Origin of the sequence: Cohnella hongkongensis (assembly GCF_042654645.1) — a bacterium.
GTDB lineage: Bacteria > Bacillota > Bacilli > Paenibacillales > Paenibacillaceae > Cohnella > Cohnella hongkongensis.
The window spans coordinates 53655-75406 of the sequence record NZ_JBHSEP010000030.1; the positions used below are offsets into that span (position 1 = coordinate 53655).

19 protein-coding genes and 1 tRNA gene are annotated in these 21752 nt (G+C 53.7%); 3 read left to right on the top strand and 17 right to left on the bottom strand.

The window, feature by feature from the left end:
* Positions 1–7 precede the first annotated feature (7 nt).
* Positions 8–1051, bottom strand: a complete 1044-nt coding sequence (locus ACFO3S_RS26280) for a BMP family lipoprotein (protein WP_378102292.1) — start codon at positions 1049–1051, stop codon at positions 8–10.
* A gap of 342 nt (positions 1052–1393) precedes the next feature.
* On the opposite strand from ACFO3S_RS26280, the gene ACFO3S_RS26285 reads away from it, so the two are divergent.
* Together ACFO3S_RS26285 and ACFO3S_RS26290 are read left to right on the top strand one after the other, a co-directional pair.
* On the top strand, positions 1394–2488 hold the full coding sequence (locus ACFO3S_RS26285; protein ID WP_378102294.1) for a carbohydrate kinase: 1095 nt from the start codon (positions 1394–1396) through the stop codon (positions 2486–2488).
* A 31-nt stretch (positions 2489–2519) separates the two neighbouring features.
* A complete protein-coding gene (locus tag ACFO3S_RS26290; protein WP_378102297.1) occupies positions 2520–3470 on the top strand; it encodes a pseudouridine-5'-phosphate glycosidase in 951 nt (316 codons plus the stop codon).
* Positions 3471–3668: 198 nt separating this feature from the next.
* On the opposite strand, the gene ACFO3S_RS26295 is transcribed toward ACFO3S_RS26290, so the two are convergent.
* The 8 genes from ACFO3S_RS26295 to ACFO3S_RS26330 all read right to left on the bottom strand — a co-directional run bounded on the left by ACFO3S_RS26295 (position 3669) and on the right by ACFO3S_RS26330 (position 10588).
* On the bottom strand, positions 3669–3986 hold the full coding sequence (locus tag ACFO3S_RS26295; RefSeq protein ID WP_378102300.1) for a cupin domain-containing protein: 318 nt from the start codon (positions 3984–3986) through the stop codon (positions 3669–3671).
* 33 nt (positions 3987–4019) lie between these two features.
* Positions 4020–4853 carry a carbohydrate ABC transporter permease gene (locus ACFO3S_RS26300; RefSeq protein ID WP_378102303.1) on the bottom strand — a complete coding sequence of 278 codons (834 nt, stop codon included), beginning with the start codon at positions 4851–4853 and terminating at the stop codon, positions 4020–4022.
* Complete coding sequence (locus ACFO3S_RS26305) at positions 4853–5764, bottom strand: carbohydrate ABC transporter permease (RefSeq protein WP_378102306.1); 912 nt, start codon at positions 5762–5764, stop codon at positions 4853–4855. Before ACFO3S_RS26305 ends, ACFO3S_RS26300 begins: the two co-directional genes overlap by 1 nt.
* Before the next feature lie 18 nt (positions 5765–5782).
* Positions 5783–7099: an ABC transporter substrate-binding protein gene (locus ACFO3S_RS26310; protein WP_378102309.1), complete on the bottom strand. Its 1317-nt coding sequence runs from the start codon at positions 7097–7099 to the stop codon at positions 5783–5785.
* A 115-nt stretch (positions 7100–7214) separates the two neighbouring features.
* Positions 7215–8435, bottom strand: coding sequence for an oligogalacturonate lyase family protein (locus ACFO3S_RS26315; protein ID WP_378102311.1), 1221 nt, complete (start codon positions 8433–8435; stop codon positions 7215–7217).
* 18 nt (positions 8436–8453) lie between these two features.
* On the bottom strand, positions 8454–9140 hold the full coding sequence (locus ACFO3S_RS26320; RefSeq protein ID WP_378102313.1) for a cyclase family protein: 687 nt from the start codon (positions 9138–9140) through the stop codon (positions 8454–8456).
* A 61-nt stretch (positions 9141–9201) separates the two neighbouring features.
* Positions 9202–10257 carry a substrate-binding domain-containing protein gene (locus ACFO3S_RS26325; protein WP_378102316.1) on the bottom strand — a complete coding sequence of 352 codons (1056 nt, stop codon included), beginning with the start codon at positions 10255–10257 and terminating at the stop codon, positions 9202–9204.
* A gap of 255 nt (positions 10258–10512) precedes the next feature.
* Positions 10513–10588: transfer RNA gene (locus tag ACFO3S_RS26330), tRNA-Arg, on the bottom strand.
* Between the two features lie 202 nt (positions 10589–10790).
* Here ACFO3S_RS26330 and ACFO3S_RS26335 point away from each other — a divergent pair.
* The gene (locus ACFO3S_RS26335) at positions 10791–11912 is read left to right on the top strand and encodes an FtsW/RodA/SpoVE family cell cycle protein (RefSeq protein WP_378102318.1); all 1122 of its coding nucleotides are present in this window, start codon (positions 10791–10793) and stop codon (positions 11910–11912) included.
* Positions 11913–11954: 42 nt separating this feature from the next.
* On the opposite strand, the gene ACFO3S_RS26340 is transcribed toward ACFO3S_RS26335, so the two are convergent.
* The 8 genes from ACFO3S_RS26340 to ACFO3S_RS26375 form a co-directional block, all read right to left on the bottom strand.
* On the bottom strand, positions 11955–14255 hold the full coding sequence (locus ACFO3S_RS26340; protein WP_378102320.1) for a right-handed parallel beta-helix repeat-containing protein: 2301 nt from the start codon (positions 14253–14255) through the stop codon (positions 11955–11957).
* A 158-nt stretch (positions 14256–14413) separates the two neighbouring features.
* Complete coding sequence (locus ACFO3S_RS26345) at positions 14414–15505, bottom strand: hypothetical protein (protein WP_378102323.1); 1092 nt, start codon at positions 15503–15505, stop codon at positions 14414–14416.
* 201 nt (positions 15506–15706) lie between these two features.
* Positions 15707–16552, bottom strand: coding sequence for a MurR/RpiR family transcriptional regulator (locus ACFO3S_RS26350; RefSeq protein ID WP_378102326.1), 846 nt, complete (start codon positions 16550–16552; stop codon positions 15707–15709).
* 47 nt (positions 16553–16599) lie between these two features.
* A complete protein-coding gene (locus ACFO3S_RS26355) occupies positions 16600–17721 on the bottom strand; it encodes a serine hydrolase domain-containing protein (protein WP_378102329.1) in 1122 nt (373 codons plus the stop codon).
* Positions 17722–17791: 70 nt separating this feature from the next.
* Positions 17792–18502, bottom strand: coding sequence for a PIG-L deacetylase family protein (locus ACFO3S_RS26360; RefSeq protein WP_378102332.1), 711 nt, complete (start codon positions 18500–18502; stop codon positions 17792–17794).
* A gap of 46 nt (positions 18503–18548) precedes the next feature.
* A complete protein-coding gene (locus tag ACFO3S_RS26365) occupies positions 18549–19421 on the bottom strand; it encodes a carbohydrate ABC transporter permease (RefSeq protein ID WP_378102334.1) in 873 nt (290 codons plus the stop codon).
* Complete coding sequence (locus ACFO3S_RS26370) at positions 19421–20317, bottom strand: carbohydrate ABC transporter permease (RefSeq protein ID WP_378102336.1); 897 nt, start codon at positions 20315–20317, stop codon at positions 19421–19423. The genes ACFO3S_RS26365 and ACFO3S_RS26370 overlap by 1 nt, the downstream gene beginning before the upstream one ends.
* A gap of 82 nt (positions 20318–20399) precedes the next feature.
* Positions 20400–21734: an ABC transporter substrate-binding protein gene (locus tag ACFO3S_RS26375; protein ID WP_378102339.1), complete on the bottom strand. Its 1335-nt coding sequence runs from the start codon at positions 21732–21734 to the stop codon at positions 20400–20402.
* Positions 21735–21752: the final 18 nt, after the last annotated feature.

Genomic DNA, 21752 nt, shown 5'->3' on the forward strand with positions numbered 1-21752 from the left:
TTCTTCTTTATTGGACGGGGATTTGAATTTCGCCGTCGATGATTTTCTGCTTGTACTCCTCTACTTTGGCGAGGACGTCGGCCGGAACGTTCTTGGAAGACGTATCCGCGATGCCGACCCCGTTCTCTTTCAGGCCGAGCTGCAGCGTCGTTCCGCCCTGGAAGTTGCCTTCGGCCATCTCCTTGGAGACCCGGTACACCGCTTCGTCCACGCGCTTCATCATCGAGGACAGCGTGATGTCGTCTCCGTATTCGAGCGACTGGTCCTTGTCGACGCCGATGACCCATACGCGTTGTCCCTTCTGGAAACGGTCCTTCGCTTCGTTGAATACGCCCGCCCCCGTCGCGCTGGCGGCATGGAAGATGATATCGACGCCGTCGTTATAGAGAACCGACGCCGCGGTTTTGCCCAGATCCGGCTTGTCGAAGGCCCCCGTGTAGTTGACGAGAATCTCGGCCTCCGGATTGGCGGCGGCTACCCCGGCTTTGAAACCGGCTTCAAATTTGGCGATAACCGGAATCTTCATGCCGCCTACGAAGCCGACTTTGCCCGTGGTGGTCATCATGCCCGCGATGACGCCGACCAGGAACGAGCCCTCCTGCTCGGAGAAAAGAACGGATTGGACGTTCGGCTCGTCGACCTCGTTGTCGACGATGGCCAGCTTCGCATTGGGATTCTCTTGGGCGACCTTCCTGACCGCGTCCGCCATGACGAAGCCGGTTCCCCAGGTCAGATCGTAGTCGTTCCGGACGAATTGGCTCAGATTGGGAACGAAGTCGGCATCGGTCTTGCTCTGCAGGTAGCGGACCTGAATGCCCAGATCCTGACGGATCTTGCTAAGCGCCTCCCAGGCGCTCTGGCTGAACGCTTTGTCGTTAACGCCGGTGACGTCCGTGACGAGTCCGATATTCAACGGTTTGCCGGATGTCTCCGCGGTCGGAGAGCCGGCCGGGGAGGATGCGGACGGAGCGGGCTTATCGGAGCCGCAGCCGGAGAGAAGCCAGGAAAACGCCATCGCGAACGTCAGGGTAAGCAGCTTGAACTTTTTCATTGGATCATGCCTCCATATCGAGTATTGGTCTTTGCGGTCTTTGTCTCCATGTGCCTTGCAAGTCCCCCTTCGAGGCGTCCGGCACCAGACGCTTTTGTTATAAATCAAAACAATTGTTACGGAACAGCTTGTTTCTTTTATAACACATGTTATTTTTATTGACAATAGTTTTATTTTGCTTCATGATTTGAGTTGAGAGATTTTCGGCATCAAGGAAAGATCAAGGGATAAGCCCGATTTTTAGCTACTCTTCATAAAAAATGTTGGAGAAAGTTGTTGAAAAACATTTGTTTTTCTGATTAACTATTGTTAAACAAGACAAATTGGTGGTGCTGAACAGGGATGGATAAAGAAAAGCAGATTTTACAATTTATCAGATTAAATCCGTATATTTCTCAGCAAGAGCTGGCCGACAAGCTGGGCGTGTCCCGATCGGCGATCGCGGCCATCATCTCCCATCTGACGAAAGCCGGAGAGATCAAAGGCAGGGCCTACATCCTTCGCGAAGAGTCGGCGATTCTGTGCATCGGAACGACCAACTTCGACCGTAAAGCCCAGAGCACCCAGAAGCTGATTCTCGGCACCTCCAATCCGGTCGTCTACACGGAATCCTGCGGCGGCGTCGCCCGGAACGTGGCGGAGAATCTGGCCAGGCTGGGCCTGAACTCCTCCTTGCTTTCCTGCGTCGGGAATGACAAAGAAGGATTGTGGGTGCTGGAGGAGACTCGCCTGAACAAGGTGGACGTCAGTCTGGTCAGCGTGCTTCCGGATCAACGTACGGGGACTTATACGGCGGTGTTGGACACGAACGGGGAGATGTGCATTTGTTTGAACGACATGACAATCTGCGAGCAGATCACCCCCAAGATGGTCGCGGATCGCTGGTCGTACGTGTCGTCGGCCCGAATGGTGTTTCTGGACGCGAACGTCTCGTCGGAGACGCTTCACTATGTCATTAGCCGCTGCCATGAGGAGGGCATCCAGCTGTTCGTCGATCCGGTATCCTTGCCGGATTGCTTAAAGCTGCCCGAGAATCTGACCGGCATCGACACGATCTTCCCGAATCGGGGGGAAGCGGCGCTGCTCGCGGGAATGGAAAAGCTGGAAAATACCGAGGACTTCCAGGAGGCGGCGAGAAGAATCAAAGCCCGGGGCGTTCGCAACGTGATGATCACGCTGGGAGAGAAGGGGATCTTCTATTCCTCCGAGACCGGCACGGAGCTGCTCATGCCGACGAAGGCGCAGGAGGTCGTAGACGTGACCGGAGCGGGAGACGCGTTCGCGGCGGGCTACATGTTCGGCATCGTGAAGGGCGAAGAGGCGGAGATGGCTTGCCGGCTCGGCTTGTCGGCCTCCGCGCTGACTATGCAGACGGACGATTCGGTATCGCCGAAACTGCAGGCGGAGCTGATCTATTCGATGGCGTATGCGAAATAAGGGGCTCATCCCCGATCAAGGAGTGAACAGGATGAAAGAATACCTGCGTATTTCGGAGGAAGTGCAAACCGCGCTGGCGGAAGGGAAACCGGTCGTGGCTCTGGAGACGACGCTGATCGCTTTCGGGCTGCCGCATCCGCACAATCTGCAGACGGCGATCGACATGGAGAACATGATCCGGCGGGAGGGAGCCGTGCCCGCCACGATCGGACTCTTGGACGGCGTGATCCAGGTGGGGCTGACCGAGGAGGAGATCGAGCGGTTCGCGACCGGGTCTTCCGTCTCCAAAACCAGCCGCCGCGATATTCCCTATCTGCTCGCCAACCGGACGATGGGGGCGACGACCATCTCCGGGACGATGATCGCGGCGCAGCTCGCCGGCATCCCGGTGTTCGCGACGGGCGGACTCGGCGGCGTGCATCGCGAGGGAGAGATCAGCTGGGACGTCTCAGCGGACCTGATCGAGATGTCGCGGACGAAGGTCGCCGTCGTAAGCTCGGGAGCGAAAGCGATCCTGGATCTCACACGGACGCTGGAATACCTGGAGACGTTCGGCGTTCCGGTCATCGGCTACCAGTCGGATTACTTCGCCTCTTTCTATTCGCGGCAAAGCGGCCTCCTGGCCGATATCCGGCTGGACACGCCCAATGAAGTCGCGGCGGTCATGGACGCCAAGTGGAGACTCGGCCTGTCCGGAGGCATCCTGGTAGCGAATCCGGTTCCGGCGGAAAACGAAATCCCGTTCGAGGAGATCAACGTGTACATCGAACAGGCCGTGGCCGAAGCCGCCCGCGACGGCATCACGGGCAAGGACGTGACCCCGTATCTGCTGCGCAGAATCAACGAGCTGACGGGGGGCCGGAGCCTGTCCACCAACTTGGCGCTCGTTCGCAACAACGCCCGAGTCGGCGCGCAGATCGCCGTCGCCTACGCGAAGCTGCAGGCGAAGCTCTCCCTGAGCTCGCGTTCCACGGCTTCTTGACCTCAAGCAAAAGGTACAGCCTCCTCGTTTTTTGAGGTGCTGTACCTTTTTTAGTTCATTAAGACTTTTTCAACGGCCTCCTTACGTGAGAGGGCGCGCAGACATCTTCTAACGGCATTCTTGTCCGCCTCGAGTGGGCTGCTCCCGCTCATAGCGTCCATGTCTCACTCTCGTTAGCCTGCGCCTTCGGCTGTCGAATTACCGATTGATCAGATCCTGTCGAACCGGAGTAAAAGCGTCCAAGAGCTTGCTTGCTTTCAATGCTCTACAGCCATGTAGAGCCCCGCTGGGAATATAGATCGCTTCGCCGGCCGAGATCGTCCTTGTCACCCCGTCTACCGTAAACTCCACCAGTCCTTCCAGACAGTATGTCAGTTGCTCATGGATGTGACTGTGCGTTTTTCCGATCGAGTTTTCCTCGAAGTGGACTTCCATCATCATGATTCCGTTCCCTGGCTCGAATATTTTGCGCCGCACGCCTGGTTCCGGATCCTCCCAAACATTTATATTCCCCACGGTATTCCCTCCATCTTTATGCGATCTTATAGATTAACCTTTGATTCCTGTGGTCGCGATTCCTTCAACGAAGTAACGCTGAGCCAGGAAGAAAATAACTAAGCAGGGCAGAATGGCTAGAACGGACATTGCCATAACTTGATCCCAGTTCGACGTCGACGAAGTATCCAAGGACATCCTTAAACCCAGCGAGATCGGGAAGTTCTTGACGCTGTTAATATAAATCAGCGTATTAAAGAAATCGTTCCAAATCCAAATAAATTGGAACACGATAGCCGATACGACGGCCGGCTTGCTCAAAGGAAGAAGAATACGGGTCAATATCTTGAACGTGCTGCACCCGTCTATCAATGCGGATTCGTCCAATTCTCGAGGCAGGCCGCGAAAGAACTGAACGAGCATGAATACAAAAAACGGATAGGTCGCAAACATGGCCGGAATAATAAACGTCCAATAAGTATCCAACCACCCGAAATCCCTAAACAAGAGGTAGCTCGGAATGATGATCACGGCATTAGGCAGCATTAATGTGGCAATCATTAATGAGAACAACAGGTTTTTCAGCGGAAATCGAAAGCGGGCAAACCCATATCCGACAATAACGCTGGATAACACAGTGAAAATCACGGTAGGAACGACTAGCAAAAAACTATTGACGAAAAAAGTGCTGAATCCAAATTGTCCCGTGCCCCTCCACCCATTTACATAGGAGCTGGTTACGAACTTAGACGGAATCAAATTGATGGTCGAAAAAATTTCCGGCATCGGCTTAAACGATGCGCTGACCATCCATAGGATGGGGTAGATCAGGATGAAGCCGAAAATCGTCAGAAAACCAACCCTTCCCAGCCGAACGACAGAAGTCACTAGAATTTCCCTCCATCCTCGTAGTGGGTCCAATACTTCTGAGACTTGAATACCAAAAACGTAAACGTCATAATGCACGCAAATAATACCCAGGACAATGCCGAAGCGTAACCCATTTTGGAGAACCGAAAAGCATCCTCATACAGCTTTAAGCCAAATAAGTAGGTGCTTTGCAGAGGGCCTCCATTTGTAATAAGAAACGCTGCCGTAAATTCTTGAAATGCATTGACGGTTTGCATAATGAGATTGAAAAAGATAATCGGCGTGAGCAAAGGAAATGTAACGCTAAAGAATGTGCGGAATTTCGACGCTCCGTCTATCGTAGCCGCCTCGTACAAATCTTTGGGCACTTGCTTCAGGCCGGCAAGAAATAAAACCATTGAAGATCCGAACTGCCAAACGGACAGCAAGCTGATCGTCAGAAGGGCAAGGCTGGGGGCTCCCAGCCAGTTGACGGCAGGCAACCCCAAGCTTCCGAGAAAGGTGTTTACAACCCCTTCCTTGCTGAACATGGACCTCCAGAGAATGGCAATCGCTACACTTCCTCCAAGAATGGAGGGGAGATAATATAAGGTCCGGTATAACGATATGATTCTCAGATTGATATTGAGAATAACAGCAATTAATAAAGCAAAGGCGAGCTTGCCGGGAACGACTATCAGGGTATAGAGAAGAGTCGCCCTTAGCGCAGGGTAAAAAGTAGGATCCTGGGTGAACATGTATTTATAATTTTCGAAACCGACAAAATTCGCGGCCTTCAGCAACCCGAAATCCGTGAACGAATAATAGAAAGAAGCAAGAAACGGATACATTTTGAATACCAGGAAGCCGATAATGAAGGGGCCGACATACAACAGACCTACCCATTGTCGATCCTCAGAGCCTCTGATATATCTTTGGATGAAATCCATGTGATCACCTTACATCGTTTATTTTGTTTGGGCATCAATCTCTTTCAATTTGGCTTCATATCTTTCCAGCAGCTCGGCTGCTGCTTCCTCCGGCGTCGACTTTCCAAAGGCGACTTTCTCAACGACTTCGGACATTATTTTATACAACTCTTGATTAAAGTTAATATGTGCTGGAGTCGAAGACCGATGTTCAAGAGCCTTTTGCACGGAATCCATGACGACTTGATCCATTTTGCCGTGATCGACCAGCAGCTTTTGCGAGGCGGACATCGCAGGAAGCGATCTTTCCACACCTAGAAGCAGAATGGACTCCTGATTATTGAAGAACCAGTCTACGAATTTCGCCGCCTCCTGCACATGCTTTGAATTTTTGTTGATTCCGATAAACCCTGCCGGCTTCGGACTGATCCCGCTTTCCTTAGCCTCCTGCATGATGGGAAACAAGGTGGAGGAAATCTTGAACTCTGGCGCCGTGTTGCGGTGCTTGATGATATCCGAGCTGTTGGCCAGCGTAATTCCGGCTTCGCCGTTGATCCATTTGGGATTCTGCTCGGTCTTGGCGTTGTATAATGCGCTCTCTCCCAAAGGCTCGACAATCCCTTCGTCATATAGCAATTTCACGAAGCTGAACGTTTCGGCCATCGAAGCCACATCGAACGCAATGGTATTGTCAGCGTTTACAAGATGTTTGCCGGTAAGCTGATTATAATAAGCGGGTACGATTTTATCCGCTATCGTAATCAAGTCCGAGTTCAGCAAATACATATTCGGATTCTTATCATGAACTTTCTTTCCTTCTTCGACGATCATCTCCCATGTCCAGTCTGCGTCTATCGGAAGACCCTCGCGTTCCATGAAGGTTTCATTCATAATGCCCGTGGATACGTTAATCCCGGCGGGAATAGCCTGAAGCTTGTCGTCCAGGAATGCCCAGTCTCGCAAAAACTGCTGATCGAATCCGTCCAGGTTAACGACATCCTTCATGCTGTCCAAATCGACGAGAAGCTCGCCCTGGCTAATCAAGTCATTGATCCATAGGTGATCGATCTGCATAATATCCGGAGCCGTATTGCCTGCAAATTGAGTCAGCAGCTTCTGATAGAACCCGTCATAAGAGCTGTACTCTCCTTCAATCTTCACATCCGGATTTTGTTCCATGTAGAGATCAATTGCAGCTAAAGTGGCTTTATGTCTGGACTCCCCTCCCCACCATGAAAACCGAAGCGTGACTTCTTTGTCCGCACCGCTTTCTCCGGTGCTCGAGTTTTGGGGTAAGGAACATGCTGTTAAGAGAACAATAATGCCAATAAGCAAACTGACCATTTTTTTAGACATGCAGAGCTCCCCCTAATATCGGATTAGAATATCGTCACAATCGATACAAGAAAACAACCTATCATGTCATGCTCTAAAAATCTTGACTTTCACCACCACCTTATACAACCTTCCTCTACTTGACCGCATCAGGAATTTCAATCCGATAGACGGCCCTTTTGCCATCTCTATTGGAAGTAAAGTAAACCGCTCTGTCGGACGGGTTGAAGATGGGGTGCGGGTGACTGTCCTGGCTATCCCAGAAGGAGTGATGCTCGCATAGCGGGATCCATTCGATTCTTTTCTCTTCCCAATCGATGATCTGCAGGGTGATCCATTCGCCACCCCAGTTCTTATTTTCTGGAACTCCAACCGGATGATAATACCCGTCCGATACTAGCCAGTTATTGTGCAGTCTTCCTGCGGTGAAGTGCCCGTACCTTCTATATTGAACCGGCAGCTTGATTTCAACGTTTTCTTCTCCACGCGGATCGACTTTTCCGACAAATGCGGTACCGTTTCTATATTTGCCGTGATAGATAATCGATTGGCCGTCAGCCTGCCACATTTCATGACTCGCCCAGTCATTTCGGCTTCGCTCATCATTTTCCGACCGCAGTCGAATGTGCTTCTGTCCATCCCATAACCACAACCGTCTAATTCCGCAGTCAGATGGCCATTCATGATTGTAGAGAATCAAATTCGAGTCCGCCGGTGAGAATTGCACATGTGTAATCCAAGCCCTTGGGACTTTCTCGCAAGCGATTTCTCTCCCCGTGTCTGTATCGTAAACCCGTAGATACGAATTTAGATTTTCCGTCCGCACCCTCTCGTCTATGTCATAGTTGGGCTTGTTGCTGATCACTTCGTTTTTGCCGTCCTGTTCCAAGGCGTATCCCGGGCTATCGTCGACAAACTCATCCGCCTCTAAGGCTCTACTGTCGGTCGTTGGAACACATAACCTTTTTCCGTCAGCGCTTACATGAGTGAAGGCCGTAACCTGATGTTCAGGCAACCGATTTAAGACTCGCTTCTTCCCGCTTAGATCCACACAACAGATCTCCATTCCTTGTATATAATAGATTCTGCCGTGCTTGGAATCCAAGCATATTCCCGCTTTGCCTAACCCTTTTCCGAAATTCCCGTTAAAGTATACATAAGATTTTAACGTGCCTTCCGAATTGTCCGTCAGTTGTCTTTCTTCGCCAGTAGCGAGTTCCTTGCAAAAAATGTTGGGGTGACCGGTCCGGTCGCTAATGAAAATTAAATGCCGGTCGTCTTGCGTTAGGCTGGAAGTCGTAAAATAAAGAAGTTGATCGTTCGAATCGTTTAATTCCGTTACAAGAGTCGGATTCATGGTCTCTCGCTCCAATGCTTATTTGCTAAATCCGGGAAGTCCCTCAATGGCAACAGCCCGTACAGGCGACGCATCCAATCCGATCACCGGAAGAGGGAGAAAAGAAATAAAGAATACCTCTTCCTTTAATTGATCCAGGTTTTTAAGGACCTCTAGAAACACAACATTTCTCGCCATTAAAATATCATGGAAACAGCCTACATCTTCCAGCGTTCCCTCAATAGAAACCCCGTCCCCGAACCCCACCGCTTTTACGTCCTTCTTAGCCAACCACTCCGCTGTTTCTCGACCAATCAACAGTCTGTTATCTTCCGGCGTGTTGCTCTTCTCGGTGAAAGGCTCCAACGGGTAGGGGGAATCCATGATAACAATATCGCCGGCTCCCACTCTTCCTTGAGCCGCACGATCCAGATCGGCCGCGCCTATATAGGAATTTTCCTGCATATCGTTAAAATTCAACAGAACGCATCTGCCCATAAACGCAGTCACTTCTATGCTGTTAATATCCGGCCATGCTTCGTTGCGATGATAGGGCCCCTCTACATGCGTGCCCAAGTGGCTCATGATATCCATATTGGACTGATAATCCGGAATATGGCCGGTCGTTTTGAAGCGTTCGATCCGTAGACGTCTCCTTTCCGTTCGGGGATCCAAAACTTTAGTCAAGTCGACAACCCGATAACCATTCAGCTGATGTACAGGCATAAAAGCAAGCTCCTCTCTGAACTAAAACGTTTTAGTTTATATGAAAAAAATAATGTAGATTTTAGGTATAAAATTCTACATTACTTTTCAAAACCAGAGTGCTGTCCACGTATATCGTGCTTTTTAAAGGTTTAACGTTCTTGAAAATATACTCAAACAAGGTTTTGAAACCAATATAGGCTTGTTCATAAGGGTTTTTATAAATAATGGTTTGCACTACCCCTTTTTTCAACAAGGAAATGCTTTCGTCGAAAATATCGGTGCCGATGATTTTGATATCTCCGACCCGATCCAGATCCATGACCACCTTGCACAAGGTAATCGTGTTTCTGGCGTTGCATGAATATAACCCGTTTAAGTCGTCGTACTTAAGAATAAGATCTCTGACCGTGGAGTATAGTTCATTCTGATCCTCGTAATTATGATACTTAATCACTTCTTTATCTGAAGAATAATCGGTCATATATTGTTCGAAGCCTCTTACACTGTTGGAGTGAGAGGAAATATCCACATCGCCGGCAGCTACAAAAATTTTCGATCGTTGGGGAATATAGTGGCACAGAAGCTCGGCCGCCAATTTCCCGTTCGTAAAATCATCCGCCCTTACGCAACAAAGTCTGTTGCTTACCGGCGAGTCGTCGCATACGAGCACGACACTAACGCCGATACTCACGAACTTGTTAATACTCTTGGCAATGTCGTTTCCTCCATGCGCAATCGTGATTAACCCGTCCAATGAAGATCCGTAATTCTCATATACCTCTTCCAGACTTTGGATTTGACTGCTGAAGGAGCCGTAATACACGACTTCCGTCATTTCAAAATTAAAGTCGCGGATTTCTTTAGCGAACTCCCTAACCCCATTCCAAACATAAGGGTAAAAGTACCTGTTCTCTTCCGTCATGCCCGGAAAAACGACAGCAATTTTGATTGTTTTTCTTTTTAACGAAGACGCGACCGAATTCGTGATGTAGCCCATCTGCCTTGCTTTCTGCAGAATTTCGTTCTTGAGCTGATCGCTGACACCTTCTTTGTCGGTCAAGGCTCGATGTACGGTACCCAGCGAAACTTTTGTCGCATTAGCCACATCCTTTAAGGTGACTCGTTTTTCTTTCATTTCTTCTACTCATCCTAATCACACAATTTTACTAAAACGTTATCTCTACTGTAAACGTTGTCATTCATATTGTCAATCCCGTTTTTTGCAGCCGCACCGCGTCGTGCCGTTACGTTCGAAAGAACCACCCGCCGCAAGAACCGCCATGCGCGGCTCGCGGCTTAGGATGCAGGGAGTCCGGTTCGCTCATAGCTGCGAGCCTTTGGGCAAAAAAATAAAAACCTTGTCATCGCAAGGTTTTCCGAGTTCATGAAATGGCGGCCCCGAGACGACTCGAACGTCCGACCTGCGGTTTAGGAAACCGTTGCTCTATCCACTGAGCTACGGGGCCACAGCAAGGAACATTATATCACAAATCCGTCCGGAACCCAAAATAAAATATGGCAGTCCGTGCAAAGCGGAGGCGCCCGAGTCTTCCGGAGCGGGTTTTGCTTTTGGATAGAGAATGCTACACTAGAGATGTTGTGTGCACTCGCACGAATCGAACGTTCGACCGGCTAGGTCAAATACGGACACCGAGGTTTGGCATGTTCATGATTCGAAAATTGCACAAGCTGGACTGGACGCTTCTGCTCCTGATGTTCGGCTTGATCTCGATCGGCACTTTGGTCATCTACGAAGCGACTCACGGAACGAAATTGGATGGCTTGCATCTGAACAATATCGTCTATGGCGCCGTTTTCCTGCTGCCGCTGCTGCTGGTTGCCGTCTTCGATTACCGGCTGCTGACGGGCAAATTCGCGTACGTCCTGTACGGAATCGGCGTTTTGCTGCTCGTCTGCGTTCAGCTGTTCGGGGAAAACGTCAACGGGGCGGTACGATGGCTGAGCATCGGCTCGTTCCAGTTCCAGCCCTCCGAGTTGGCCAAGCTGTCCACTATCCTGCTCATCGCGCATCTGCTTCACCGGCGCAGGGGGGAGAAGCTCCGGCTGCTGAAAGATCTGCTGCCGATCGCCGCCGTATTTCTGATCCCGTTCTTTTTCGTCTACAAACAGCCCGACCTGGGCACGGCGCTTGTCTTTGTCGGTATTCTGATGGGGATGCTATGGATAGGGAATATCGGCTATGGGCTCATGCTCGCGCTGGTCGGCGGTTCGGTTGCGGCCGTTGTCGGCGTCCTGTGGATGTTCAGGTCGCATTACGAGCTGCTGGCCCGATTCGTTCAGCCGCATCAGTTGGCCCGAATCCAGTCGTTCCTGGATCCGGCCAGCGATCCCGACAAATCTTGGCACGTCATGAATGCGATTACGGCCATCGGCGGCGGCGGAATGCTCGGGGGCTCCGGTTTTTTTTCGCGACAAGGCTTCATTCCTTACGTTTATTCGGACTCCATCTACGTCATCGTTGGAGAGCGCTACGGCTTCATGGGCTCGGCACTGCTGCTGATGCTGTTTTTTCTCCTCATCTACCGCATGGTGCTAGTCGCCATCGATAATCGGGGACGAGCCGGCGCTTATGTCGTCGTTGGAATCGCCTGCATGTTCACGTTCCAGATCTTCGTCAACATCGGCATGCACGTCGGATTGCTCCCGTTAACGGGAATCTCGCTGCCGTTTATCAGCTACGGAGGCAGCTCGTTATTGATCAGCATGATCGCGGTCGGAGTCGTACTCAGCGTCAAGATCCACCAGCCCGACCGCTCGTCCGACAGGTGATCGGGCAGAAGAAAAGCCGCCCGAAGGCGGCGCCAAGCTTCCTCACAATACCGTATTGTTGATCTGCTTCACGTAAGGGCTCGCACCGGTCACGTTAACGTTGTTGAACACGTTGCCCGCCAGCGTAAGAGAATCGTTCTGGTTGAGCCAGTGGCCGTTTACGTTCGTATTCTCCAGGTAGCTGCCGGAGATGACGGCCTTGTTGCCGTTATTGGCCTTGCCGATCACCGAGCTCTCGAACACGCTGTCCGTGACGACCGTATGACCTTCCAGCACAGTGCCCAGACGATGGAAGCGGCAGCCTTGTACGGTAATTTTGCGAGGGAACGCCGCCGAGTTCGAACCGAACTGGATGTCGGAGGAGCCGAGAAGCGTGCTCTTGGCCCGCATAAACTGACTATTGGCGACATGCGTCCCCTCGAAGCGCGCCGAGCCTTCGATCAGCGTCAAGCCCTCGATCGTGTTCGGCCGTCCGGCATAATTCTGGGGAACGAGCACGGACACGTCATAGTTCTTCACGGTGATGTTGCGCATAACGGCGCCGGCCGAGTGGACGCTGAAGTTAGGCGTCAGCGCGTTGTCGGTCCGCCAGTCCCGCTCCACCGTTACGTTGGAGATATAGCATCGGCCGTAATTGTATCGGCTAATGTTGAAGCCGGGCTCTCCCGCGTCGGTAATGGCGACCGGCGAGCCTCCCCTCGTCTCCGAAACCTGAAAGCTTGTAGAAGTAATGTTGACCGTATAGTACAGCTTGTCCACGCTAATGCCTGCGGGAACTCTGCCTGCCCACTGCTCGAAGCAGATTTGCGCGCCGTTCCCCATTCCGTGAGCGGTCGCATACGTGAAGGTTCCTGTCGCCGCGTTGACGGACGGAGTGCCGAAATAGCCGTACAGATTGGAACCGTAGAAGCTGCCGTCCTTAATCTGTACGTTCTGAACGACGGCTCCGCGCACGTCCAGCAGCTTCAGATTGCCTTTGTAGAACACGCCCCCGTTAACGAAATGATCTCCCTGAACCCACAGCTCGCACTCGATGAACGTGTTGTTGAGATATTTGATAAACCGATAGTTCGGATACGAGCAGACGCCCCCGATGTTAAAGCCTTCGAACGTGTTATTTTCCAGCGTGATGTGGTAGCCGTCGCAGTTCACGAAGTGGCCCTTATGATTGCGATAAATATGGTTGCTGTAGATATAGATGCGATGATTCAGCTCCAGGCCGATCGGCTGCTCCGGCGTTCTGAACGGAATGTTGCTCTCCCCGACCATCGACTCCACATCGATGCCGAACATCGGAGCCGTTCCGTTGCGGAAGTCGCTTGTCACCCCGTCCTCGGCCAGGCCGATATGATGAATCTCGTTGTTGTAGACGTAGACGTCATTCGATCCGCATAGGGAGATGCCCTGTCTCCGGCAATGGTGAATGTCGCAATTGCGAATCGTAATGTGCTGTCCCATCTCCTCCTGGGTATAGTCGTTCGGGTCCGGATGATATTGCTTGACGCCGACCATAATGCCGTCTCCGGCGCATCCGTAGATTTCGACATCGTCAATCACGATATGGTTGGCCCCGTACAGCCCGATTCCGTGCCCGCCTTCATGGGTGAAATAGGTGTTGTCGATCTTCATGCTCAGCGCGGCGATGTCCGGATCGGTCAGGCCCAGCCCGGTAATGTTGATGGCGATAACCATCTTGTTGTTGGCGCTCATATCCGGATTCAGAAACCAGCCCCTTCCGGTCGGCGCTCCGGGAGCGAACTGCCCGTTGTTCCGGAAATCGACGAAGGTGGCGCTCGACACCGTATCCTTGTACTGATAGAAGAAGTAGCCGGAGACCGCCAGTCCGTTCGTATTCCACAGTCTGAAATTCGACAGCAGTCCGGGGTGCTCGTACCGGTCCAGCACTTCGCTGCGAATCCAGTTCGGATCGTCGTTGAGAGACCCGTCCGCGTTCACGCCGCCGCGCTCGAACCCAATATAGATTTCGTAGATGTGCGTCTCCTTGTCTCCGACGACCGTACCGCCGGTGATTTTGCAGTCATGCACCCCCTTCAGTTGAAATACGTTCGAATTCGGCGACGAATGGCCCTCCATCTCGACCACGCAATCCTCCGCCATCTCGAAGTGAAGACCGCTAGGAACGAGAATGGCCGAGAAGGTGACGCCGTCGATCTTCACTTTGTAGTGCCCGCCGGGCAGCACCACGTGGTTGAACCCTTCCGACATCGCCCACGCAATGGCGCCGTTTATTCCCGCAGTCGTCTCCGCCGCATGGGTCCCGTCGTTGTAGATGCCGAACTCTGCCAGGTCAATCCGATAAGCTGCGCTTCTTTCTTGCGACACAAGTAACCACCTCCATAGATTGGCGAGCGAATTTCGCTCGTAGCTCATGCTATGAAAGCTTGTCTTCTTGCGTTCCAAAATTCCATGAACGGCTTGCTTACACGACAAGAAGCCCCCCGCCAACCTGGCGAGGGGCTTCCATTCTCTATCTCTCTCGTTTAGAATTCTTCGTCGAAGCCGCCGTACAAGCCGCCCATTTCCGCTTCTACTTCTTCCATGGTGACGATCTCTTCGGCTTTCGGCTCGCCGATCTCGAACTTCGGCTCTTCATTGATGTTCGTCGTGTGGGACACGATCTTGATGCCGGCGCTGCCCGTCAGCTCCTCGGATTCGATTGCGGCGCTGATCGAAGCGTCGGAGTAGACCGGATAGCCTTTCTTGTCGATACCGATATTGGCTTTCACTTCGAGCTTCTTCAGCTCTTTCTTCATCTCTTCCAGCATTTCCGATACTTCTCCGCTCTTCACTTCGGCCAGAGCGGCTTTCGCTTCGTCCAGATCCTCCTGCTGCAGCTGGAGCATATCGCGATACTCCGCGTTCGCAGACAGCAGCTCGATCACTTCCGGAGCGATCTTCTCGATAACGGTATTGATAAATGCCTCCAGTTGAGATTGATTCAGCTGGAATTGTACGACTTGAGCCGCGTCAACGTCGGAAGGCAGACCTGCGTCTCCCACCTTGACCGAGTTCAAGTACGTCTCCTCCTCCACGTGCTTGAACACAATCTCCGTCAACTCGTTCGCGAACTTCTGGGATTTCGCCACATCCAGGTTAGGCATCGGCTGACCGGACTGCTCCGCGAGCTCTTCCAGATCAATCTCGACAAATTTGTTCTGAACGGATTCCGGGATCGGGAGCATCGGAATGTTCGGAATTTTGACCCACATCTTCTTCTCGGTCATCACGACCGGAACGTTAAAATTGATCGCCAGATCGCCCTTCAATGCCAATTGAAGATTCAGCTCCACCATCATCGGATCCGCTCGATAAGCGCCGGTCCAGGAGAGCTCCGCGCTCTTCATCAGGTTCAGGACAGCTGCAGCTTCAGCCGCGCTCTCGCCCTCGGTCGGGAAGTTAAAGTCTTCAATGACCATACTGCCCTTAAAATTGTAAGACTTCATTTCAGCCGATTTCGACATGGACGACTGAAGTGCGTCCTTCGGCGACTTTTCTTTGGTGCAGCCGCTAAGTACGAGAGTAATCGCCATCAGGAGCGCCACGATGGTGAAGCCTAACTTACGCTTAAACAAAATGCAAAAACCCCTTCCAAAAAAAATCTAAGATTCAGGAAATCAAACAAAGTTCATTGTAACTTAATTCCGTGCAGGGGGAAAGACCTTCGGCGTTAAATTTTTGTTAAAATCCTGAAGGATCCGTCAAGATTGTTAATGAATGCCTTTCTTCGCGAATACGCCGCCCGTCGCCATTCATGCGAGCCGAACGCACGGGACCTACTTGCCCTTCATCACCTTCACGATGTCGCGGCTCTTCTGCAAATATTTGATCGAGTTGTCGAAGTCCATGCTGGCGACGCCGGAGTAGAGCATATCGAGCAGATTCAGCTGGGCGATACGGGAGGACATCGCCCCGATCCGAACCTCGCTCTCGGTCGAGGACGTGAACAGCGGGATGTCCGCCAGCTCGCTGACCGGCGTGCTGCCGTACTTGGTCATGCTGACGATCGTCGCGCCGGCTTCCTTGGCCGCCTTCAAGCAGGCCACGACGTTGGCGGTTTGACCGGAATAGGAGATGCCGACGGCGACATCCCGTTCCGTCAGCATGACGGCGGTCGCCAACTGGAGGTGCGCATCGGTGAAGGCGAAGCAGGCTTTGTTGATGCGGACGAACTTGTGCTGCGCGTCCTGCGCGACCAGATTGGAGGCGCCGACTCCGTAGAAATAAATATGCTCGGCACTGGCCAGCGCTTCAACGGCCTTATTCACCATCGCCACATCCAGCAGCTTTAACGTGTCCCGGATCGACTGGATGTTGTTGTTGGACACGTGACGTACGATATCCGCAACCGAATCCTGCGGCCGGATGTCGAAGTAGCCCTGGCCGCCTCCTTCCTGCAGATCGCCCGCCACCTTCAGCACGAGCTCCCGATAACCCTTCAAATCCAGAGACCGGCAAAGCCGGGTAACGGCCGCCTGGCTGCCGCCGCTCTGCTCCGCCAGCTGGGAGATCGACAAGCCGACCATATTCTGCGGGTCCTTCAGGATAAATTCGGCGACCTTACGCTCTGAAGGCGTAATCTGATCCATAATTTCCCGCAGCCTTACCAAACCTCCGTTCATCAACAAACCTCCGTCCATTATTACTTCCATTATACAAGGTTAGCCCGTCAGTTCGTCAATGCCGCCGCGACGGCGTTATGCACTGCTGCTCTCAGCCTCGAGACGACGGATCGGTCCCTCCCTTTGCGAACGGAATTCGTGAGCAGGACGATCGACAGACCGCTGGCCGGATCGGCATATGCGCTCGTGCCGGTGAACCCGGTATGGCCGTAACACCCTGCCGAAAGCAAATCTCCGGATACGTCGAACTTGTCGCCCTTCAGCACCCAGCCGAGACCGCGATTGCCGCCCGGAACGCCCGCTGTCTGACAGCTTGTCGCCAGCGCGACGGCGGCGGGAGACAGCCATCGAAGGCCCTTCAGCGAGCCGCCGCCGAGCCAGGCCTGCATGTAACGCGTTAAATCCCGCGCCGTAGAGAACAATCCGGCGTGCCCGCTCACCCCGCCCATCGCGGCTGCATTCTCGTCATGTACGATCGCGCGGCGGGGCGCCGGTTCCCCGGGATACCATTCGGTCTCGGCCGTTCGGGGATGAAGCGCGGGCGGCGGACAGAAGACGCTGTCGGTCATGCCAAGAGGCTCGAAGATGTGACGCCTGGCTGCACGCTCGAGCGTCTCCCCGTACAACCGTTCCGTCAGGTGGCCGAGCAGAATGTACCCGATGTCGCTGTAGACGATCCGGGCGCCCGGAGGCTGCTCGGGTTCAAGCTCGATCAGCGACTGGACGATCCGCTCCCGCGACCACCCGCGAGAATGCAGATCGAGGGTCGGCGGAAACCCTGCCGTATGGGTGAGCAGCCGGGCGATCGTGACGGAGGCTTTGATGTCGCTTGTCGCGAAGTCCGGGAGGTAGAGGGCGAGCGGATCCTGCAGAAGAATTCGGCCCTGCTCCAGCAGCATAAGCACCAGCGGAAGCGTGACGGTCGTTTTCGTGAGCGAAGCGCAGTCGTATAACGTATCGGAACCGGCGGGAACGGCCGTCCCTCCCTGCTCGAATGCGATGCCGCATGCGAATTCGAGCCGTTGTCCGTCACGTTCGATCGCGAATACGGCGCCCGGAACCGCTCCGCTCTCCACGGCGCTCTCGACGAGCGCGATCGCCGTCCGCAGCCTGTCGGGATTCATCCCCAGCTGCGGAGCCCGATCCATCCATTGTTCAGCCTGTGTCATCTCGTATTCCTCCGTTCGCTCTTTATAAGAAAGATCAGCCGCAGCGGCGGCTGATCACATGGCATGCTGTTTAGATAAAGAATTGCTTTCTTTGATGAACGCCGCCCGGTCCAACGGCATACGCCTGCGCCCGTTTGAACCCGTTGACGGCGCCGCGCACGATCGTCAGCGCCTTATAATATTCGATATAAGGGAAGCCGTACGTTTCGCCGCGGGCGAACGCATAGCAGTTCAGCCCTTTCACCCACTTCTCGTAAGCCTCGTCGGGGATGTCGATGAACACCTCGGGATCGAAGCCGTACATATCCTCCCAGTTCTCCGAGAAGTACACGGCTTTGACGGGATGATACGGCAGCTCGCGCTCGAACGCCGGGATCGCGGCATAGAACCGCGCGTCCTTCGTAATGAAGTGGGCGTTCTCATGGTCCTTATGCATGCTGCGCGACCAGTGGGTCACCAGAATATCGGGCTTGAGCTCGCGAATGATGTCGGCTACCTCGAACTTGACCGTCTCATCCAGCGGCAGCTCGCCGTCCCGATAGCTCAGGAAGCGAACGTCGGCGCCGATGATGTCGGCGAACTGGTGCGCCTCGTCGATTTTCTGCTTCGCGTAATCCTCGGCGGACAGGCGCGGGTGGCCTTTCTCGCCGGGCGTCAGATGGAGCATCGTCACCTTATGCCCCTCCATAACGTACTTGGCGAGCGTGGCCCCCGCCGTCAAATCTTGGTCTCCCGCGTGCGCGCTGATCGCCAATACATGCTGCTTTTCGTTCGTTGTCATTTGCTGATCTCTCCCTGATTATCGTAATTTCGCGGGACGAACCGGACTACTTCAAGCCGTCGTTCGTCATGCCGCGTACATAGTACTTCTGCAAAAAGAGGAACAGAACCAGGATCGGAATCGTAGCGATGACCAGCCCCGCCATTACGAGCGGCTGCGTCAGCGTCGGATCGAGATGCGACTTCAGCGTCTGAATCCCGACCGGCAGCGTCGCCAGATCCCCGTTGACCGAATTCATGAGCAGCGCCCAGATGAATTCGTTCCAGGAGCCGATAAATTCAAAGATCGCCAGCGTGGCCAGCGCGGGGACCGTCATCGGCAGAACGATCTGAAAAAAGATCCGAAGCTCTCCCGCTCCGTCTATACGCGCCGATTCGATATAGGCGTCTTCGAGGTTCATCATGAATTGGCGCATAAGGAAGATCCCGAAGCCGCTGACCGCGAACGGCACGATCAGGCCGGCGATGCTGGCCGCGAGGCCGCCGTGGCCGCCGTCTCCCCATAGGTTATTGCCCCCGACAAGCGGGAAGTGGACGGTAATATAATAGTTCGGAATAAAAAACAGAAACGTCGGAAACATCATCGTCGCCAGCACGAAACGGAAGATGAGCTTTTTGCCCGGAAACCGAAGCTTGCCCAGCACGTACCCGCCTAACGAGCTTGTGAGCAGCACGAGCAGAGTGATGCACACGGAGCGGATGATGCTGTTCCGGAACAGCATCGACAGGTTGAGCTGCTCGAACGCCAGCTTGTAGTTCTCGAATACGAACGTCTCCGGCAGCAGCGTATATTCGAGCTTGGCGTACTCGGAAGAGCTCTTGAACGACGAGAAGATCATATCCAGGAACGGGAAAATCATAATGACGCTGCCGATCAGAATGACCAGATACGAAATCCAAGGGATGCGCTTAGGCTTCATTAGTAGCTCTCCACCCCTCCCCTGCGGAATACCGTCAATTGAATCGTCGTAATGATGAAAATGATGATGAACAGGACAAACGCCATCGCGCTCGCGATGCCCCAATTTCCGAACGAGAACGCCTGATTATACATCTCGAGCGCCCCGACGTTGGTCGAATTGCCCGGGCCGCCGGTCCGAGTCATGACCAGCGTCAGCGTGAACGACTGAAGGCCGCTGATAAACGAAGTAATCAAGACGAGCAGCATCGTCGGCCGCAGCAGCGGCAGCGTAATGCTGAAGTAGAGCCGCCACATGCCCGCTCCTTCCAGCGAAGCCGCCTCGTAATAGTCCTGCGGGATCGCCTTCAACCCGGCCGTCAGAATGAGCACCGCGCCGCCGATTCCCATCCACCCGCTGACGGCAATGACCGCCCATAGCGCAATATCCGGGTTATCCAGGAAGTTGACCGGCTTCAGGCCAATCATCTTCAGAAATTCGTTCAGAATGCCGTTCGACGGGTTGTAAATGTACAGCCACACGTTCCCGATGGCGACGATCGTCGTTACGGCAGGCAGAAAGTAAATCGAGCGCCACAGCCCTTGCCACCGCAGCCGGGTCACAAGGAACGAGATGAGCATCGCCGATACGAAAGACAGCGCCACCGTACCGAAAGCAAAAACGAAGGTGTTGGTCAATATCGGCTGAAGGAACGTCGAGCCCGACGCGAAGATCGCCCGGTAGTTATCCAGTCCGACGAAGGTCATCGACTCCAGATCAAAGCCGCCCCACTCGGTGAGGCTGATGACGAAGGAGAAGAGGACCGGAATGACAAGAAATATCGTATAAAACAGTAAAATAGGCGCTAAGAACGAATAGGCCAGCACCGTTTCTTTTCTCAATCTGAAAGACTTCATCACGACCTCCTCATCCGAAGCGACAGCAAGCGCGGCAAGCGCAGGAGGCCGCTTGAGCTCGCGGCCGTCCTGCTTGCGTGCATTACTTCAGCTTCGCTTCGATTTGCGTATGCGCGTTGTTGATCGTGTCTTCAAGCGATTGCTGCCCGGTCCACATGCTTTCGATGTTTTTGAACAGAATGTCTTGCACCTCCGCGGCAGTCGACGGACTTTGCTCCTCGTTCGCGTACGTAAGCGCGTCGGAGAACGTCTTGATGATCGGATCGGAGGACAGATGGTCCTGCAGCTTCGCCGCGGCCAGATCGGTGGTGCGGGAAGAGGCGGTGTTGAACGCTTCCAGCAGGAAGTTGCCTTGCGGCGTCAAGCCGTCCTTGCCGGCGGAGGCGTTCATCCATTGGAGGAACTTCCAAGCGGCCTCCTGATTTTTGGACTTGGCGTTTACGCCCCACGCCCACGTATAGGCGATCGTTCCTTTCGACGAGCCGTCGATCGACGGCAGCGGAGAGACGCCCACGTCTTCGTAGCTTTCCTTCATCAACGTCTTCAGCGAGCCGGCCCACCAGCCTGCGCCGATCGTCATTCCCACTTGACCGGCGCCGAAGCCCTTCGTCGTGTCGAACGCAATATCCGTGAGGCCGTCTTTGCCGTAAACCTTGCTGTACAGCTCCAGCGTCTTCCTGCCGGCATCGGACGTCAGATTCGACTGGGTCAGATCGTCGCTCAGCAGATTGCTGCCGGCCGCCGCCATCATCGCCATGAACGGCTGGTCGACGAGTCCGGCATAGCCGCGCTGGAAGCCGAAGCCCTGGACCTGGACTTGGCCGCTTGAGCCTTTCTGCTCGATCGCCGCGCCCATCGACAGCAATTCGTCCCAGGTTGCCGGCGGATTGTCGAAGCCCGCTTCCTTCAGCAATCTCTTATTGTAGAAAAGGCCATAGGCTTGCACTTCCGTCGGATATCCGTATACTTTGCCGTCGTGGGATGCGCCCTTCACGGCCGCCGGCGGGTAGTTCGCCTGTACGTCCTGGACGATGTAGTCCGGAGCCTCCGCCAGCACGTTATTTTTTTGAAGCTGACCGCCCCAAAGCGTATAGAAGTGCATAATGTCCGCGCCTTGGCCGGCGGACTGCCTCGTCATAATCGTTTTTTGCAGCTCGCCGAAGTCGACTCCGATCGGCTTGATCTGAATATCCGGGTTTTCCGCGTTCCATTGATCGATGTACGGCTTCAGGAACGATTCGTTCTGTCCGACATAGTGGGTGAGCATGGTGAGCTCGACTTTCCCGGCCGGGCTGCCGCCAGAAGACGCTTCGGGATCCCCCCCGCTCTTACCTCCGCTGTTGCTGCTGCATGCGACCATGACCCCCGATAAAGCGAGCGCCAGAGCCGCTTTCGAAAGCTTCCATCCTGACTTCATACGCAAGAACCTCCTCGT

What these genes read in the sequence shown, in the direction of transcription:
- ACFO3S_RS26280 (WP_378102292.1), bottom strand. Translation starts at nt 1,051, where the DNA reads ATGAAAAAGTTCAAGCTGCTTACCCTGACGTTCGCGATGGCGTTTTCC.
- ACFO3S_RS26285 (WP_378102294.1), top strand. Translation starts at nt 1,394, where the DNA reads ATGGATAAAGAAAAGCAGATTTTACAATTTATCAGATTAAATCCGTAT.
- ACFO3S_RS26290 (WP_378102297.1), top strand. Translation starts at nt 2,520, where the DNA reads ATGAAAGAATACCTGCGTATTTCGGAGGAAGTGCAAACCGCGCTGGCG.
- ACFO3S_RS26305 (WP_378102306.1), bottom strand. Translation starts at nt 5,764, where the DNA reads ATGGATTTCATCCAAAGATATATCAGAGGCTCTGAGGATCGACAATGG.
- ACFO3S_RS26310 (WP_378102309.1), bottom strand. Translation starts at nt 7,099, where the DNA reads ATGTCTAAAAAAATGGTCAGTTTGCTTATTGGCATTATTGTTCTCTTA.
- ACFO3S_RS26315 (WP_378102311.1), bottom strand. Translation starts at nt 8,435, where the DNA reads ATGAATCCGACTCTTGTAACGGAATTAAACGATTCGAACGATCAACTT.
- ACFO3S_RS26320 (WP_378102313.1), bottom strand. Translation starts at nt 9,140, where the DNA reads ATGCCTGTACATCAGCTGAATGGTTATCGGGTTGTCGACTTGACTAAA.
- ACFO3S_RS26325 (WP_378102316.1), bottom strand. Translation starts at nt 10,257, where the DNA reads ATGAAAGAAAAACGAGTCACCTTAAAGGATGTGGCTAATGCGACAAAA.
- ACFO3S_RS26335 (WP_378102318.1), top strand. Translation starts at nt 10,791, where the DNA reads ATGATTCGAAAATTGCACAAGCTGGACTGGACGCTTCTGCTCCTGATG.
- ACFO3S_RS26350 (WP_378102326.1), bottom strand. Translation starts at nt 16,552, where the DNA reads ATGAACGGAGGTTTGGTAAGGCTGCGGGAAATTATGGATCAGATTACG.
- ACFO3S_RS26355 (WP_378102329.1), bottom strand. Translation starts at nt 17,721, where the DNA reads ATGACACAGGCTGAACAATGGATGGATCGGGCTCCGCAGCTGGGGATG.
- ACFO3S_RS26360 (WP_378102332.1), bottom strand. Translation starts at nt 18,502, where the DNA reads ATGACAACGAACGAAAAGCAGCATGTATTGGCGATCAGCGCGCACGCG.
- ACFO3S_RS26365 (WP_378102334.1), bottom strand. Translation starts at nt 19,421, where the DNA reads ATGAAGCCTAAGCGCATCCCTTGGATTTCGTATCTGGTCATTCTGATC.
- ACFO3S_RS26370 (WP_378102336.1), bottom strand. Translation starts at nt 20,317, where the DNA reads ATGAAGTCTTTCAGATTGAGAAAAGAAACGGTGCTGGCCTATTCGTTC.
- ACFO3S_RS26375 (WP_378102339.1), bottom strand. Translation starts at nt 21,734, where the DNA reads ATGAAGTCAGGATGGAAGCTTTCGAAAGCGGCTCTGGCGCTCGCTTTA.